General features: G+C 36.6%; 17 protein-coding genes. 8 read left to right on the top strand and 9 right to left on the bottom strand.

Features of this window, described 5'->3' with window-relative positions; translation table 11 throughout:
- Nucleotides 1-36 precede the first annotated feature (36 nt).
- Nucleotides 37-1,563, bottom strand: coding sequence for a ribonuclease Y (gene rny, locus ABYK33_RS04415; protein ID WP_373031767.1), 1,527 nt, complete (start codon nt 1,561-1,563; stop codon nt 37-39).
- A gap of 89 nt (nt 1,564-1,652) precedes the next feature.
- Nucleotides 1,653-2,198: a 5-formyltetrahydrofolate cyclo-ligase gene (locus ABYK33_RS04410; RefSeq protein WP_373031766.1), complete on the bottom strand. Its 546-nt coding sequence runs from the start codon at nt 2,196-2,198 to the stop codon at nt 1,653-1,655.
- Between the two features lie 66 nt (nt 2,199-2,264).
- Here ABYK33_RS04410 and ABYK33_RS04405 point away from each other — a divergent pair, with 66 nt between their 5' ends.
- From ABYK33_RS04405 to ABYK33_RS04395, 3 genes are read left to right on the top strand one after another with little or no spacing between them, the layout of a single operon-like run.
- A complete protein-coding gene (locus tag ABYK33_RS04405) occupies nt 2,265-2,990 on the top strand; it encodes a TlpA disulfide reductase family protein (protein ID WP_373031765.1) in 726 nt (241 codons plus the stop codon).
- 12 nt (nt 2,991-3,002) lie between these two features.
- Entirely contained in the window at nt 3,003-3,869 is an 867-nt protein-coding gene (gene ftsY, locus ABYK33_RS04400) for a signal recognition particle-docking protein FtsY (RefSeq protein ID WP_373031763.1), read from the top strand.
- 15 nt (nt 3,870-3,884) lie between these two features.
- Nucleotides 3,885-4,463: a hypothetical protein gene (locus tag ABYK33_RS04395; RefSeq protein ID WP_373031762.1), complete on the top strand. Its 579-nt coding sequence runs from the start codon at nt 3,885-3,887 to the stop codon at nt 4,461-4,463.
- On the opposite strand, the gene ABYK33_RS04390 is transcribed toward ABYK33_RS04395, so the two are convergent.
- Nucleotides 4,460-5,140 carry a lysophospholipid acyltransferase family protein gene (locus ABYK33_RS04390; RefSeq protein ID WP_373031761.1) on the bottom strand — a complete coding sequence of 227 codons (681 nt, stop codon included), beginning with the start codon at nt 5,138-5,140 and terminating at the stop codon, nt 4,460-4,462. The genes ABYK33_RS04395 and ABYK33_RS04390 overlap by 4 nt on opposite strands.
- A 137-nt stretch (nt 5,141-5,277) precedes the next feature.
- Here ABYK33_RS04390 and radA point away from each other — a divergent pair, with 137 nt between their 5' ends.
- The 3 genes from radA to ABYK33_RS04375 all read left to right on the top strand — a co-directional run bounded on the left by radA (nt 5,278) and on the right by ABYK33_RS04375 (nt 7,502).
- Nucleotides 5,278-6,630 carry a DNA repair protein RadA gene (gene radA / locus ABYK33_RS04385; RefSeq protein WP_373031760.1) on the top strand — a complete coding sequence of 451 codons (1,353 nt, stop codon included), beginning with the start codon at nt 5,278-5,280 and terminating at the stop codon, nt 6,628-6,630.
- A gap of 16 nt (nt 6,631-6,646) precedes the next feature.
- Nucleotides 6,647-6,997, top strand: a complete 351-nt coding sequence (acpS, locus tag ABYK33_RS04380; RefSeq protein WP_373031759.1) for a holo-ACP synthase — start codon at nt 6,647-6,649, stop codon at nt 6,995-6,997.
- Between the two features lie 130 nt (nt 6,998-7,127).
- Nucleotides 7,128-7,502 (top strand): hypothetical protein, encoded by a 375-nt coding sequence (locus tag ABYK33_RS04375; RefSeq protein WP_373031758.1) that lies wholly within the window; start codon nt 7,128-7,130, stop codon nt 7,500-7,502.
- A gap of 8 nt (nt 7,503-7,510) precedes the next feature.
- Here ABYK33_RS04375 and ABYK33_RS04370 read toward each other — a convergent pair whose 3' ends face one another.
- From ABYK33_RS04370 to ABYK33_RS04355, 4 genes are all read right to left on the bottom strand, one after another.
- The gene (locus ABYK33_RS04370) at nt 7,511-8,497 is read right to left on the bottom strand and encodes an SAM-dependent methyltransferase (protein ID WP_373031757.1); all 987 of its coding nucleotides are present in this window, start codon (nt 8,495-8,497) and stop codon (nt 7,511-7,513) included.
- Nucleotides 8,487-9,683, bottom strand: coding sequence for a TolC family protein (locus ABYK33_RS04365; protein ID WP_373031756.1), 1,197 nt, complete (start codon nt 9,681-9,683; stop codon nt 8,487-8,489). The genes ABYK33_RS04370 and ABYK33_RS04365 overlap by 11 nt, the downstream gene beginning before the upstream one ends.
- Nucleotides 9,658-10,842, bottom strand: coding sequence for an aspartate aminotransferase family protein (locus ABYK33_RS04360; RefSeq protein ID WP_373031755.1), 1,185 nt, complete (start codon nt 10,840-10,842; stop codon nt 9,658-9,660). Before ABYK33_RS04360 ends, ABYK33_RS04365 begins: the two co-directional genes overlap by 26 nt.
- A gap of 89 nt (nt 10,843-10,931) precedes the next feature.
- Nucleotides 10,932-11,639 (bottom strand): HlyD family efflux transporter periplasmic adaptor subunit, encoded by a 708-nt coding sequence (locus tag ABYK33_RS04355; protein WP_373031754.1) that lies wholly within the window; start codon nt 11,637-11,639, stop codon nt 10,932-10,934.
- Between the two features lie 149 nt (nt 11,640-11,788).
- Here ABYK33_RS04355 and ABYK33_RS04350 point away from each other — a divergent pair, with 149 nt between their 5' ends.
- Both ABYK33_RS04350 and ABYK33_RS04345 read left to right on the top strand, forming a co-directional pair.
- A complete protein-coding gene (locus ABYK33_RS04350; protein WP_373031753.1) occupies nt 11,789-13,312 on the top strand; it encodes a DUF4403 family protein in 1,524 nt (507 codons plus the stop codon).
- 557 nt (nt 13,313-13,869) lie between these two features.
- On the top strand, nt 13,870-15,507 hold the full coding sequence (locus tag ABYK33_RS04345) for a phytoene desaturase family protein (protein WP_373031751.1): 1,638 nt from the start codon (nt 13,870-13,872) through the stop codon (nt 15,505-15,507).
- A 39-nt stretch (nt 15,508-15,546) separates the two neighbouring features.
- On the opposite strand, the gene ABYK33_RS04340 is transcribed toward ABYK33_RS04345, so the two are convergent.
- Nucleotides 15,547-15,801, bottom strand: coding sequence for a hypothetical protein (locus ABYK33_RS04340; protein WP_373031750.1), 255 nt, complete (start codon nt 15,799-15,801; stop codon nt 15,547-15,549).
- Nucleotides 15,802-16,320: 519 nt separating this feature from the next.
- A partial coding sequence (locus ABYK33_RS04335; RefSeq protein WP_373031749.1) for a hypothetical protein occupies nt 16,321-16,505 on the bottom strand: 185 nt, incomplete at its 5' end.

The raw sequence follows: 16,505 nt of genomic DNA, 5'->3' as shown, positions 1-16,505 counted from the left end.
TGTGTATATTATTATAATTATAACGCTTTTAAAATTTTATTTTGCATAATTTACAGCTCTGGTCTCTCTGATCACATTCACTTTTATCTCACCGGGATACTGCACTTTATCCTGTATCTCTTTGGCTATTTCTTTACTTAACAGTACGGCTTCATTGTCACTCATCTTATTTGCATTTACAAAAACACGTATCTCTCGACCTGCGTTGATGGCATAGGCTTGATTCACATACTCTTTATTCAGGGCAATGTCTTCTACTTCTTTCACACGCTTGGTAAAGCTTTCAAGCACTTCTCTTCTTGCTCCAGGTCTCGCTGCGGAGAGTTTATCTGCAGCACACACAGCAGCACTCTCTACAGAATCTGGTTCTTCATGTCCATGATGGGCATAAATGGCATTAATGACAGAGGGGTGTTCTCCATGTCTACGACAAAGATCAGCACCTATTTCTACGTGTGACCCACCTAGGTCTTGTGTCAATGCCTTACCTATGTCATGTAAGAGACCTGCACGAAGCGCAAGTTTTTCATCTCCACCCATTTCCGCTGCCATAACACGTGCAAGTTTGGCTACTTCCAACGTATGGGCCAATGCATTTTGTCCATAACTGGCTCTATATTTCATACGACCCAAAAGTCGTACAAGATCTTCATGCATAGGGAAAAGTCCCAATTCTATCAGTATATTTTCTCCCTCTTCAAAGGTTTTTTGTTCAAACTCCTCTTGAACTTTTGCATGCACTTCTTCTATACGGCCGGGGTGTATCCGTCCATCTTCAACAAGTATCTCTATGACCCTGGTTGCAATAGCTCTTCTATAGAGATTGAAAGAGCTTACCAGTATCACGCCTGGCGTTTCATCTACCACAATGTCCACGCCCAAAAGCATTTCAAGTGTCTTAATGTTTCTACCTTCTTTACCGATGATACGCCCTTTGTGCTCATCGCTGGGCAAATTCACAAGATTGATAAGACGTTCACCCGCAAATTCACCCGCATATCGTGTTGTTGCCTGTGCTAGGATGTAATTTGCTTTTCTTTCGCCTTCATCTTTTGCCATCTGCTCATACTTACGTACGATACCCGCAACATCTGCACGACTCTGCTCTTCTACTTTCTCTAAAATGTATACCTTAGCTTCTTCTTTCGTGAAAGAAGCAATATTTTGCATTTTATCTACTGTTTCAGCGATCTCATCTTGCTTTTGTTTCTCAAGTTTTTCTAAGTGTGTTTCTTTATCCAAAACTCTCTGTTCCAAAAGATTTAAACGCTCTTCTGTTAAAGTCAATTCTTTCGTTTGTAATATCAATGCACGATTACGTTCATCCACCTTGGCAACACGTTTTTGAAATTCAGCCTCTTGCTCCAACTCTTTTTCTTTGATCTTTACATGCGTAGATTTGAGTAAAAGTTCAGTTTCTTTCTCTATCGCTTTTGCTTTTGCTTTTGCTTCTAATTCCATGTATGAAAATCTGTTTTTTGTGCTATTTTTCAGCCATACGTAGCATACACTTGCTCCAATGGCTATTCCAGTGATACTGGAAACTCCTATTATTCCTAACATTAATTATCCTTCGATCAATACATGTCTCATAAAATACAAACATGGTTATATTCTAGTTCAGCATGAAAGTTTGCATGTAACAAAACTTCCTAGGCTGTTATGATCATGTCTGCTTTTACATCATAATGGTCTGTTATGACCTCTTTACTGTAACACAATTCACGTGCTACAAAAACGGTTTGTTTTATATTTTTATTCTGTTTTTCATAAAATCTATCATACATACCTTTTCCAAATCCAACACGTCTATGTGTTACATCTGTCCCTACGATAGGTACAATAGCTAAATCTATATTTTTTACTCTATATTGTTTTGAATCATTAGGTTCTTTGATCCCAAATTGTTTTTTCTTTAGTGGGAGTCTATATTTTACCAACCTAAAACTTGTACCTTCCATAAATGGTACATAGAGCGCTTTCTTTTCTTTGCGTAAGCGTTGTATGAGTGGATATATGTTTACTTCTGTTTTTAAAGGTATATAAAGCATCACATGCTTTGCATTACTTTGCGCTATGTATCTGTACAACACATGCAGTATTTTCTTGTCTTTTTGATAACTTCCGAACCCTGAAGCCTTCTTAAGTTGTATCAAACTCTGCGTTCTAAATGCTTTTTTTCTACCCTCTTTTGTCATATCAATCCGTTTTATTTAATGCTCTTTGGCTATAATCGCCATACTAATTATACCAAAAGGGTCTGTGTGCAAAAAATAGGTGCTGTTCTTTTACTTATACTACTCATTATTTTATCCATCTACATAGGATGGGAAGAAGAAAAGCCTAAGGTCATCTCTATGCCTGTAGAAAATACTACTGAAATTTTTACGCAAAAATATACAGATGAGCAGCAAGATAAAAGATTTAAATTGGAAAAGAAACAAGAGAATATGCCCAAAAATATTTCTCATAATATTACAGATGAGACCACTACAGTAGAAATACCTGTACCTGAAACTGAAAAAACCACAGCTACCTTTACACTTGTCAATACAAAAGAGGTCAACCACACAGTGACACTCTCTGGTCAAAAAGTTCTTTTTCATACTAATGAGAAACCTATTGTGCTTGTAAATATTTTTGCCACATGGTGTATACCCTGTATTGGAGAGATACCTTATTTGAATGATCTTCAGAAAAAATATCAAAAAGAGCTTTTTGTCTATGGTATACTGACACATGATACCATTGACCAGCCTGCGCTAGAAACATTTATGGCAAAATATCAGGTAAACTATTTTATCTCAAACAGTACAGATAACGATGCTTTTGCAAACCTTTTAGCAAGCACACTCCACCTACCTAAAAACTTTTCCATTCCACTCACGGTGATGTATGTAGGGGATGAGTACTTTACCCATTATGAGGGTATCGTGCCAGTAGAAATGATAGAATACGATATCCAACAAGCCAAAAAACAATTGAAATAAAGGTAAGCTAGCATGTTTAATTTATTAAAAAAAGTATTGGGTAAAACCAGTGATGCGATCAAAGATGTTGCACCAACTAAACGAAAAGTGATTCCTAAAGATGAATTTGAAGACATCTTGCTTGAAGCAGATGTCAATTATGAACTTGTAGAAAAACTTTTAGAGGGATTGCCTGAAAAGATCAATAAGATCCAGGCATTCAACTCACTCATCTCTGTGTTTCAATATAAAGCCGACTTCAAAGAGAGTGATGCAAAACCTTTTGTCGAAATGATTATCGGTGTCAATGGTGCAGGCAAAACAACTACGATCTCTAAACTGGCATATCGCTATAAACAAGCAGGTAAAAAAGTAATACTTGGTGCAGGAGATACTTTTCGGGCCGCTGCGATAGAACAACTTACAAGATGGGCAGACAAACTGGAGATTCCAATCATTGCTACACAACAGGGGCATGATCCCTCTGCTGTAGTCTATGATACGATCGAGTCTGCAAAAGCCAGGGGTTTTGATAATATAATCATCGATACGGCAGGAAGACTCCATACGCAAACCAACCTGAGTGAAGAATTAAAGAAAATGATCCGTATCGCGGGGAAAGCGCTAGAAGGTGCTCCTCACCGCAAATTACTTATTCTTGATGGTACCCAAGGTAGTTCTTCCATCAACCAGGCAAAAGCCTTTAATGAAATGATTGGAATTGATGGTATAATTATTACCAAGCTTGACGGTACAGCCAAAGGTGGTTCTGTACTCAGTATAGCCGATGAATTAAAAATGCCTATTTTTTATATCGGTACTGGTGAACAACCAAAAGACCTTATTACATTTAAAGCAAATGAATATATTAATACTATTCTAGAGGAAATATTTATATAGGGAGAATTAGTTTTCATGAGAGCCTTTCTACTACTATTTTTCAATCTTCTTATGCCTATAAGTATGATTATTACTATAGTGTCAGTTGCTTACTTTAGTGTGGATTATAATTTCACAAAAGCAATGAAACTTGGTGTACTTTCCGGAGTTTTACTAGGTCTGGGTATATCTTTCATTGCAACTTTATTTCTGCTTATAACAAGAAAAGTTGGAAAGCCTGCACAAGAAACCATGAAGGTACATCAAGAGATCAATCACAAGATTAAAAAGACCGATCAAAAAACGAAAGATGTCCCTGTAGAGATACCAAACTCCATTGAACACAAATTAATGTTACTCATGGACAAAAAACTTGGTTTTGAAGTTGCACTCCATGCTATCACCGATCAAAAAATTGGTGAGATCACAACAAAAGAAACAAAAGAGAATTCTATGATCATACTTCATACCCCAGAAGAAACTATGCAAATCAGCATTACTCCTCTCACAAGACATACAGCACAAGTCATTTTAAAAACTGAAAGAAACTCTAAATATGATCAGAAGATCATCTCTTATATAAAAGAGAAAGAACACTCATTTTTACAATATTAAAGAGAAAACATTTGACGATATAAAGTTTCAAGACTTGTTTTCTCTTTGTAGTCGATAATATCACCGATCACTATAGTCACTTCTTGTTCCAAATTGGCATCCTGTAGGGCCGCTTTCAACACTTCATCTGCATTCGTTTTTATATAGATAGGCAATATCGGCAATCTATTCTTTAAAGCAATAATACGTGATCCCTCTTTAAATTTTGTAAGCGTTTCCCCTGTCTTATTTCGTGTGCCTTCAGGAAAAATAAAAATAGATTCTCCACGATTTACAGCCTTTTTTGTATCCGCAAAAAAACCACTCATCTGACTCTTTTCACGATCAAGTAATATGGAACCTCCATGACGCACAAAAAGTCCAAAGAAAAATGAATTATACAGCTCTTTTTTTGAGATCCATGGTCCGAATAAATTTGTATTCTTAAGTGCCACTTCTATAATTGGCGGATCAATAATACTTCTATGATTTATCATAATAAGATATTGTCCATCTTCAGGTAATTTTTCAGGATTTTCAATTCTAACACGTATATTCAGTGTCGATAGCTGTGCTTCAGAATAGGCTAAACGTAACTTCTTCTTCTTCATTGGATCTTTAACTTTTCTTAACTTCAAACCAAAACTATTGGTTAAATAAAGTGCATAAAAAAGCTGTTTAATTTGATTGAGCTTCAATCTTTATCCTTCGATTATATTCGTAAAATTATAACTAAAAGAGTTAAAAACCGAAAAACATTACAATTTGACATATTTTTTGGTTTTTCCCCTATTTCTACATATAATACCCATCATAAGATAATAGAAGGTTACTCATGGCGAAGAAAAAAACTTTATTTGAATGTCAGGCATGTGGCTTTCAATCTCCAAGATGGATGGGAAAATGTACTTCCTGTGACCAATGGGAAACTATGATAGAACTCAGTACGGATCAAATAAAATTCTTAAAAGAAACTTCAGGCAGCAGTGCATCAAGTTCATTTTCATCCAAAGCTAAACCTATTACAGAAATAGAAGAAGACAATATTGTCCGTTTTACATCAGGAAGCGGAGAGCTTGATCTGGTTCTGGGTGGAGGCATTGTCCCAGGTTCACTTACACTCATAGGTGGTAGCCCTGGTGTCGGGAAATCCACCCTCTTACTCAAGATAGCAGGGAATCTTGCCAGAGCCACAAAAAAAGTCCTTTACGTCTCAGGAGAGGAATCTGCCGGGCAAATAAAACTACGAGCCAACAGACTCGAAGCAAACCATGAGAATCTGTATCTTCTACCCGAGATAAATCTAAGCTCTGTCCTCTCAGAAATAGGCAATCAGAACTATGAACTGATCGTCATAGATTCCATACAAACACTTTACTCGGAAGACACACCCTCTGCACCTGGTTCAGTCACGCAGGTACGTACGATCACTTTTGAGCTTATGCGTATCGCAAAAAGTTTACATATACCTATCTTCATCATCGGACATATCACCAAAGACGGATCCATCGCAGGGCCTAGAGTCTTAGAACATATGGTAGACACTGTTTTATACTTCGAAGGTGATACAAACTCGGATCTACGTCTGTTACGTGGTTTTAAGAACCGTTTTGGTGCCACCAATGAAGTAGGTATATTTGAGATGAATAAAGAGGGTCTTAATGATGCCAAATCTATGGCAGGAAAGTTCTTTAACAAAGAAAAACTTCAGTCAGGTTCAGCACTTACTGTCATCATGGAGGGAAGTCGTCCTATTATTGTTGAAGTACAAGCCTTGGTTTCAGAGTCCTATGGACATGCAAAAAGAAGCTCTACCGGTTTTGATAACAATCGTCTAGGTATGCTCTTGGCTTTACTCGAGAAGAAACTTGATCTGCCTCTGGGTACCTATGATGTATTTATTAATATTTCAGGCGGTATTAAAATAAATGAACCTTCTGCTGACCTTGCTATCATTGCTGCTATCTTAAGTAGCTACAGAGACAGGGAATTGAGTGCAGAAACTCTTTTCCTGGGTGAAGTGAGCCTCACCGGAGAGATACGTGAAGTCTCCGGACTCTCTCATCGTTTAAAAGAGATAGAAACACAAGGATTTACAAAAGCAGTTATCCCAAATAAACCTCTTGAAAAAACAAATATAAAATGTTTTGTTGCAGATGAAGTCTCTAAAGTGGTTGAGTGGATGTAATTGATATAATACCTGTATGAAAATAGGTACAGATATTATACAGATCAGTAGAATAGAAAAATCATTGGCACAATTCGGTGAGAAATTCAAGCAACGTTTTTTACATCCAGAAGAGATAAAATTGGCTCAGAAGACAGCATCCATAGCCGGATTTTGGGCTGCTAAAGAAGCTATTTCAAAAGCACTTGGGTGCGGGATTGGCAGAGAACTCTCTTTCCATGATATTATCCTAGCAAAAGATTCCCGTGGTGCACCAACATTTTCACTGAGCAAAGAGGCACAAAAAATACATAACATTCAAGTCTCTTCCCTCTCTATCAGTCATGATGGCGGGTTTGCTATTGCAGTTGCGGTCCTTAGTCAATAAACCTTCTATCTATTTCAAATTAAGTTCTTTACACTTACCTATTTTATCTTTTGCATTTTACACAATATTATTGCAATTCTCAGTAGATTATATTACAATAAATATATAAGAATTTAGCAAAGGAATACATATGAGATATAATATCATCACCATTACTATGCTTATACTCTTAGCAGGATGTGATCAACCTACAGTAAATAATAAAGATAACACTAAAGCACAGGTAGTTGAACAAACTTATCTTCCATCTCCCCCAAAGAAAAAAATAAAACTCAAAGAGATTGATGATACAAATTTTAATGCAGCGTATATGTATCCCGAAGACACGAAGAAAAAAGAAACCGTAAAGACGTCTACACAGACACCTATAGCTACTGCAGATACCATGAACAAAGAAGAGTGTATAGCCATGATAACACAAGAGAAGTTCGATAAATATGCAGCCATGTTTGGAAGCGAAGATGCTTCGATCAAACGATGCAAAATGATTAAAGCGACAAGATAATAGTTTTCCTATTTGCTAAAATGCACCATTTTAAATCTATCTCCCATCATAGTGGGAGATATCAGTGTTTTTATTTTGTCAGCTTCACTTGCATACCTTGCTTGCGTCGTCTGCTTTGCAAAGCGTTCAAGGATATCAATCAGTCCAAAACGTATTAAGGCACGTGCCTGTGTCTCATAAGAGACTTCTTCAAACCCAGCTTCAGCAAATGCTTCACTCACATGTCCAAAGTTCACATCATAGGTAATGTCATCTTTTTTATAGGATTCAGCCAACGTCAATGCTTCATCAAACAGAGGAAAGGTCTCATGTGATCTATAGACACGAATGGAAAAATCATTACGTACATACTTTTCCCCATAATCAAAAGAGACAAAATCACATTTTTCTATGCCACTTGCCATCTCTTTTGCAAACGCCTCATAGCCTACCGCTATTTCACCTTGTGTTAAATGATGTTTCCTTGCCCATGTTAACATCTCAACAGGAGCTTCTTCCCACTCTATCTCATCTTCTTTTACCAGAGCTATTTTTTCATCTTTTAAAAGTTCACAAGGAAAAGCATCAAAGATTTCATTGGCTACCACAAAAGCATAAGCTGCTTTCACTTCTGAGATGTCATTAAAGTGCGTAATCTGGATATCATCGCCAAAACGTTCTTGAATATAAGCCAACTGTGCCTTTTGCACCTCAGGTTGACGTTCTACTATACCAAATTTAAGTGTATTGACCAGAGTCGGATCACAAGTGTAAAGCCACTGTATCATGTCACAGAGCAGATATCCCTGGTGTGCACCTATCTCTATCAGCCAACCGTTTCTATCTGCTTTATTTTCTTTTAAAAGAGAATAAAAATAATTGGCAATACTTGCACCAAAAAAGCTGCTTGTACTCACCGCAGTATAGAAATCCCCTGATTTACCTATGGCTTTAAAATGTTTATAATAACCCTCTTCACCATAAAGCCACTCATTCATATACTCACTAAATTGCATTTTCCACCCGTACATACAGTTTCAATAACTGCACTTGTTTATCTATCTCATATATTTTTTGATCTATTTTTCTGATCTGTAAAGAGTTATACATAATATCGGCATCAAAAGAGGTCTTTTCTCCTGCATCTGCAAGATTCTTGGTTAAACGAAAGAGGTTTTTATACACTTTTTCATCTTTCTTGGCCAGCATTATTTTTTTATCCAAGATACCCAAACTGTTATGTATCCAGTTATACTCTTCGTCAACAGTTTCTTTTCTATCAATCACCTCAACTGCCGCTCTTAGCTTTTCAACTTTACTCGCTTCAATATCAGAAAATGAGTTGATATCCAAAGGCATAGAAACAGTAAATCCGTAGGTATAATACTCTTCTTCAAGACCAGGTCTCTCAAAAAGCGGATTAAGGTCTGCATCCGTATATTGCCCTTGCACTGAAACGGTAGGAAGATACTTTGCCCATGTCACTTTTTGGTTATAATCTGACTGTTCCGCACGTAATCTGTCTCTTTTCAGCTCCAGATTTTCTTCAGTATAGTTTTCTTTACTCATCAATTTTAAAGTAGGGAGACGTAAACCGTATGGATCCTTATCACTTAAAAGTGAAAACCTTTGTTTCAGTTCCATAAGGTTTAATTCCATCTGAAGCAAGGCAGTCTCATCTTGACTCTTTTTTAAAATAGCCTGATCCAAAAAACTGCTGTCTAATAAACCTGATTCATAACTGTCACGTTTTTGACGTATATCAATCGTGTCATTTTTAATTTGAAACTTCAGTTTTTCTTGTTCAAGTTTGGTCTTTTTCAAATTAAACAGTATGGATATAGCATCACCTATCATAGTACGTTTTTGAAGTGTTATCTCTGCTGCATTGGCATCACGCAGTGCCTGTGAATATTTAATACCATAATAGATCCCACCTGATCTAAATATAGGTTGGTCTACGATCACAGCAAAGGACCCTGTATTTCTAGTATCATCCGTATACTGCTGAGTAAAATTCTTACTGTACTGTACTCTTACAGGATTCAACCAACTCTTTGAGAGCATATCACTCTCAAGTTCATTGCTTTTGAACTGATAATCAAAGAGTAACTCTTTATTGTCAGAGAGTATATCACCCAACTCGTCTGCATAAATTACAGATGATACCACTAAACTACAAAGAAGAAATAGCTTTTTCAAAACGTTTAAACCCTTCATCAATTTCATTCTTACTGATTGTAATACTTGGTAGAAAACGAACTGTATTTCGTCCTGCTTTCAATATGATCACACCTTCTTTCATCGCATTTTTAATGGTAGCAGCTTGAATATCAGCACTTTTGGCACGAAGTCCACGCATCAGTCCAAGTCCTACTTCTTTTTCAAATAGGTTTTTATATTTCACAACCATATCTTGTAATTTTTGTGAAAAATAAACCATCGTTTCATCTATGGTTCCATTATCATATAAAGGATGTAACACATCCAATACAGCAAGTCCAGCGGCTGTACTCAAGTAATTACCGCCAAAAGTACTACCGTGATCACCTGCAACTAAAATATCTTTGTGTTTTGTCATCACTGCACCAATTGGTACTCCACCACCAAGTCCTTTGGCCAATGTGATAATATCCGGCTCGATCTCATACAAATTCGAAGCTAAAAATTCACCTGTTCTGTAAACACCCGTTTGCACCTCATCAACGATAAGCAAAATACCTTCTGATTTAAGATGTGCTGCCAATTTCTGTATCTCTTCTTTCTCAAAAGGCTGAACGCCACCCTCACCTTGAACCAATTCAATCAGCACAGCTACCGTCTCATCATCTATGGCTTTATAGACATCAGCTATAGATTTTTCATAAGAAAATCCAGCTGGGTATGGAGAAAAGTTTGGTGTATGAAAACTCTCTTGTCCTGTGGCTTTTACAGTTGTGATCGTACGTCCATGAAATGAATGTTCCAAAGTAATCACTTTGTAACGTTTGTTTTCAAACTTGGTCTCTCCATATTTACGAGCTATCTTAATAGCACCTTCATTGGCTTCTGCACCAGAGTTGGCAAAAAATACTCCCATATCATATCCGCTCAGTTCAACCATTTTCTTTGCCAATTTCACCTGAGGTTCTATCACTTGCAAATTGGAAATGTGAATGATGTTTTTTGCCTGTTCACAGATCGCTGAGACAAGCTTCTCATTTCCATGTCCTATGGAACTTACTGCGATACCTGATGCAAAGTCGATATAGTCTTTCCCTTTGTCATCATAAAGTGTAGAACCCACACCTTTTACAAAGTTCGTATAATCACGTGCATACGTCTGTAGTACATATTGTTTGTCTTGTTCTTCTAAATTCATTTTATTCTATCCTTCTATCTTTTTTACAGTCACTTTTACTTCCTGATAACAGGTACTTTCAAAACAATCTAACCCACAATCTGTCGTCATTATTTTATCTCAACTTTCATGAGTTTGGAAAATGATCCTGTAGGTGCAGTAATATAAATCTCTGCACGATAAGATGAAATAAACTTCTCATCTGCCACTCTCCATACTTTATCTACTTTATATTCTGTTTTTTCACCATTAAGGTACACCGTTTTCTGCTCTATCTGCTCCAACTCAGAAGGTTCTAAAAAAAGTACCAACTTAGCTCTGCTTGCATCTACTATAGTTGCCAAAGGTGAGCCAGGAGATACATAATCACCTTTACGTACCATGATTTCATATAGATACATATGGTGAAGTACAATGGATTTTTTTTCAATACTGTCTTCAAGCTGAGCAATCTTATACTGCATATCCAAATACTGTGTTTTTGCAGAAGAAAAACTGTAAAAAGCATCGTCTTTTTGATTCGTAGATGCTGTTTTCAACTTATCGATGCGTTGAAAATATGACTCTTGTCGTTTTAAAGTTTCATTAAGAATGAGAAGCTTTTCATTTGATGTTTTCAAGTCAATTTTATCCAAACGATCATCCAAATAAATAACACGTTTTTGATCCACTACACTCCCCTCGGCATCAAGGTCAACATGCATTACCAAAGCACTAACCGCAGACTTTAGAACCACAGATTCATAAGGTTCAACTTTTGCATAATGTACCTTTGCAAATATAAATAATGGTGTAAATAACAATAGAAGAATTTTCATTAACAATCTCTTTTTTCATTGATTATATCAAAATAGAGTTAAGTGCTAAATATTAAAGATAAAGAAGTACGTATGATAAGCATTTTTTGACACTAAAACTTAGTATTTTACGCTAAAATGATATACAACAATACGTTTAAGAGAGACCTATGTTTAGAAACAAGCACCTTACCAATACAAATCATTTTATCTGTATTTTACTTTTCTTTGTTTTTCTTTATCCAAGTAGTGTTATTGGTGCTGAGCAGGATCAAGAAGTATCTATCATCACACTGCCTATACAAGCAGACCTTACTGTCTTAGAAAAATACTTAAATGAATATGTTCCACATGATATAGCGGTCTTAGATGAGCGTGATAAGGTCTGCATAAAACCTCAAGACATGAAGGTACCTTTCATTCCAAAATGTAAAATAAAGGGCTTTAAAGTCTCTTGTAAAGAGTGGACAAGAGACTTCAGAACAGTACCAAAAGTAAAATGTGACGTAAAAGGTTGGGTAAAAAGAAATGGACGTATCTTGCTATCTGGTAATGGACCAACATTGACATTTGCATTTCCAGTTAGAGCAGAAGCATCTGCAGATGGATATATCTATGGCACTGCAAGAGCTTCAGCGATCCTATATCTCAATGCTAAACTACACATCAATAGTGATTGGACTATTTCCATAGACATAACACACGATTTTGCGTGGTCAAATAGCCCCGAATTAAAACTATTTGATCTATTCAGTATAGATATTAAAAAAGTCATAGAACCAAAGCTTCGAAAAAGACTGGATAAATGTGCAAAGAAAGTACCAAAACTTCTTGCAAAACTTGACATAAAAGGCAGAATGGAAGAACAGTGGGAAGATATCCAAGAGCCTTTAAAAATAGATAATGATTCAGATACCTATCTCTTATTTCACCCAGATGTTGCTTCCTGTTCTCAAATTGATATCGTTGATCATGTTCTACGAAGTACGATAAGTGCAAGAGGTAAAACACAGATTCTTTTAGGAAAGCCTCCTGTAGATTATAATAAGACAAAGATCACCGACCTTGAAACGATCTGCTACAAAGAAGGGAGTTTTAATTTTCACCTTCCTGTCGTGATCACATATGAAGAGTTATTAGCCAGATCAAACAAAAAATATTCCGATGTCTATTCGATTGATCTAGTCAAAAGTGTGATGCCGGGAATGTTAAAGATATCAAATCCTAAGATAGGAAAAAGTACTGAAGGTCGATTAAGTATATCTGCACATATAAATTACGATAACAGAGATGAATGGCTGAGATCCCTTGATAAATTTAATTGGTTCGATTTCAATGGAGAGATAACATTTACCGGTTTACCAAGAATAGATAAAGAGACTAGAACCCTCATTTTTGATGATCTTATATATGACTCAACTACAAACAGTGATCTTTTTGATCTATTGATCGACGCTGCTGAACTGGCACCCATACAGTCTTATCTCCAAAGTATTGTAAAATTTGACTATGGGGAAAAAATTGATGAGGGCATTTTGAAAGCAAACAAAGCTCTAAATGAAGTTTCACAGGGAGATCTAAATGTTACTGGACGTTTAGAGACAGCAACCGTAGAAGACATTATGATTAACGAAAAAGACATTACGATCAATACCCACCTATCTGGTGTATTAGATGCAAATGCTGGATTATAGATCCGTAATAAAAATTCAGTAATTATCTATTGATAAGTTGTCTAGGGCATTACAACGGTTTTGTATCATTTTCATAACTATCGCTAGATAGTAGGTGCAACGATAAGTTATGCTCTATTCCCTTATTTACTATATCTATCGATATACTAGTGACACTTTATGTGTCACTTTTTTTAGTAAAAATTTCTCTATTTTTTTTCATTAGATCAATTTTTAGAAACAACAAAACATAAAAGACAACTCATTGTAAAACCTTTTATATAGCATATTTTATAAAGTTTTGGATCAGTTAACCATTTTGGAAAGAAATTTATTTATTTGCATGCATATTTCTAACCTCTAAATTAAAGGATAAAATGACCTTACTAATTATTCTAATACTCTATATATCTATAATATGACTGCCATTTTGGCTCTTTCCATCATTATCAGAACATTTTTGATATACTCTTAATACGAGGACAACCTAATAGTTGGATATACAGATACCGCTAATATTTAGAAAAGACTGTGTTAAATTGCTTAAGTTGACAGTAGCATCCACGAAATGAGAATAGATGAAAAAATTCAGTTCAGGCGCACTTACCAGAGAACAGAAGGCATTACAGAACGAGCACTATCGAGAGCGTCATGCTGCCGGGGTAGAATATGACTATCTGTTCATTGGGACGGGCAATGCAGCATTGACCTGTGCGTCCTTGTTGAGTAACCAAGGGCACAAAGTCTGTATGCTGGAGGCACATGATGTTCCAGGTGGATATGCTCATACATTTGAAAGGAACGGCTACCACTTTTGCGCACAAGTCCACTATATCTGGAGTTGTGGCGAAGGCGGGAGAGTCTACGAATTCCTCAAGAGACTTGGTCTCGAGAAAGACATCACTTTCGAGCTGTTTGACAAAACTGGCTATGATCATATGATCATGCCTGACGGTAAGCGCGTAAAAATACCGTATGGCTGGGCAGAACTGCAAAAAAACATCGAAGAGGCTTACCCGCATACTACCGGTCTAGATGCCTTCTTTAAGATAGTGAAAGCACTTCGTAAAGAGATGGCAGCGTTACCGAGAAAAATACATTGGTGGGACTATCTGCTTAAAGGCCCACTTTATTATTCAACGCTTCTGCGATACAGAAACGCAACTGTGCAAGATGTATTCGATGCCTGCGGTGTATCTATTGAGGCACAGACTATACTGACTGCGCAAGCAGGGGACTTGCTGCTTCCGCCAGATAAACTGTCATTGCTGTTCTATGTTGGTCTGCTTGGTGGTTATGGAAGCGGAGCATATTCCCCAACCAAACACTTCAAGTATTATATACAGCGGCTTGCCAGATTTATAACTGATCACGGTGGTGACCTCTACTTCGAAGAACAGGTGACCGAGATATCTACTGACAACGGCAGTATATCTGGCGTCACCACAGCGTCAGGAAAAACCTTCACTGCAAGAAACTATATCAGTGGAATGGATCCTCAAAAATCAGCAGAGATGATCGGCTGGCAACACTTCCCAAAACGCGATCGGGACAAACTTAAATACGAGTATTCTGACAATGGCGTCATAGTCTATCTAGGACTCAAACCCGGGTTTGACCCAGCCAGGTACGGACTCGGCAACCACAATACCTGGCATTGTCTGGACTGGGGTATGAATACGATGTGGGAAGCAGGCAAAAAACTTGATGTGGAACACGCATGGTTCTTCATGTCGACACCCACGATGCATAGCAATGATAATGAGAACGTCGCACCCGACGGTGGACACATTATCGAACTCGCTACTTTCGCACCTTATGCTCCATTCAAGCAAGCTGATGATCAGAGTCATCAGGATTATCTCGCTTTGAAGAAAGGCATTGCCGAAAAGTTGATTGACCTGGCAGTGAAGTATCATATTCCTGATCTTAGAGACCATATAGCTGTAAAAGTTGTTGGTTCACCAACCACCAGCGAAGACTTTTGCAATTCCCCCTATGGCAATGCTTACGGGGCAGCTCTACTGCCAAAATATACCGTATCACGACTCAAAGCTGACACACCCTTTCATAACCTGTATTGGTGCAATGCCTCTTCAGGTATTCCGGGGATTTATGGAACCGTGACTACCGGGATGGAACTCTACATGGAACTTACCGGCGATTACTTTTACCAGAAGGCAGCAGCCCCAAATGATGAAGAGTCTAGCCTCTAGCATAGCGCACCTTACCCAAGTCGTTACAGCACTTACAAACTATTTTTGAGAATTTTCACGAAGTTCATTTAGCTTTTTTTGATACTCATCTTCATCACCATAAGATAAAAATTCATCATAATATCTATGTTTAGAAACAATATTCTTCGCATGTTTGATAGGACAAAAATAAAGTTCTGTCCTGCCTGTAATAGCTGAGGCATACAGCATTAAATCATTAAAGTAGGAGCAATAGAAACAATTGAGCTTTTCAATCGCATTTAAATACTCAAGATACTGGTGATCAAAATGCATATAGTCGCTTCGTTTGATAAGCTTAAATTTGAAGATCCTCAATACTATCTGTTGGTAGACAAAGAGTAACCCGTCAAAGAGTATGGCTGGATCATGAAGATATTAATACTGTGATGTTGACTACAACTTTAACTCCTGAGAGTTACTTATCTTGTGTTTAAAATGGAAAATGTAGTATGGCATCACAATGAATGAGAACTATATTAATTTTCTGTGATAGTTCGGCTTCATAAAACAGTAATCAAAAACTCTAGAAGTAAAATATTTTTTTTAAAATAAATATGACCATAAAACCTAACAAAATATATAATGTTTTGGTTACTTAAATAGTGAAGTTATATAAATGAAAGTACGTAATTAAGGGATATACATACCCTTTAAATTACAGGTGCAACGATAAGTTATGCCCTATTCCCTTATATACGATACATATTCATATAATAGGGACACTTTTAGGGACACTTTTTTGAGTATAATTTTATTTATTTTCTCAATTATAGTAAATATATTAGTTTTATTTTATCCTCTATCGCTTAACTTGTGATCTGTCTCAAAATGGAGAACATAAAAAATTTCACCCTTTCTATATCCAAAACATCTATATTTTTGATTTATTCTAAATTTGTAAATATCAATTCCAGTAAAGCCACTTAATGTATTATTATATTTTTTATATTCAATACCATCACTAGCTGATATCTCAT

Source organism: Sulfurovum sp., assembly GCF_041562805.1.
Taxonomy (GTDB): domain Bacteria; phylum Campylobacterota; class Campylobacteria; order Campylobacterales; family Sulfurovaceae; genus Sulfurovum.
Note: the sequence above shows the minus strand (reverse complement) of the source record. Positions and strands in the feature narration are given on the sequence as shown.

Coding starts and splice junctions, on each gene's coding strand:
- ABYK33_RS04340 (WP_373031750.1), bottom strand. CDS start 15,801: ATGCATTTTGATCACCAGTATCTTGAGTATTTAAATGCGATTGAAAAG.
- ABYK33_RS04375 (WP_373031758.1), top strand. CDS start 7,128: ATGAGATATAATATCATCACCATTACTATGCTTATACTCTTAGCAGGA.
- ABYK33_RS04350 (WP_373031753.1), top strand. CDS start 11,789: ATGTTTAGAAACAAGCACCTTACCAATACAAATCATTTTATCTGTATT.
- ABYK33_RS04410 (WP_373031766.1), bottom strand. CDS start 2,198: ATGACAAAAGAGGGTAGAAAAAAAGCATTTAGAACGCAGAGTTTGATA.
- ABYK33_RS04345 (WP_373031751.1), top strand. CDS start 13,870: ATGAAAAAATTCAGTTCAGGCGCACTTACCAGAGAACAGAAGGCATTA.
- ABYK33_RS04370 (WP_373031757.1), bottom strand. CDS start 8,497: ATGCAATTTAGTGAGTATATGAATGAGTGGCTTTATGGTGAAGAGGGT.
- ABYK33_RS04360 (WP_373031755.1), bottom strand. CDS start 10,842: ATGAATTTAGAAGAACAAGACAAACAATATGTACTACAGACGTATGCA.
- ABYK33_RS04395 (WP_373031762.1), top strand. CDS start 3,885: ATGAGAGCCTTTCTACTACTATTTTTCAATCTTCTTATGCCTATAAGT.
- radA (WP_373031760.1), top strand. CDS start 5,278: ATGGCGAAGAAAAAAACTTTATTTGAATGTCAGGCATGTGGCTTTCAA.
- ftsY (WP_373031763.1), top strand. CDS start 3,003: ATGTTTAATTTATTAAAAAAAGTATTGGGTAAAACCAGTGATGCGATC.
- ABYK33_RS04355 (WP_373031754.1), bottom strand. CDS start 11,639: ATGAAAATTCTTCTATTGTTATTTACACCATTATTTATATTTGCAAAG.
- rny (WP_373031767.1), bottom strand. CDS start 1,563: ATGTTAGGAATAATAGGAGTTTCCAGTATCACTGGAATAGCCATTGGA.
- acpS (WP_373031759.1), top strand. CDS start 6,647: ATGAAAATAGGTACAGATATTATACAGATCAGTAGAATAGAAAAATCA.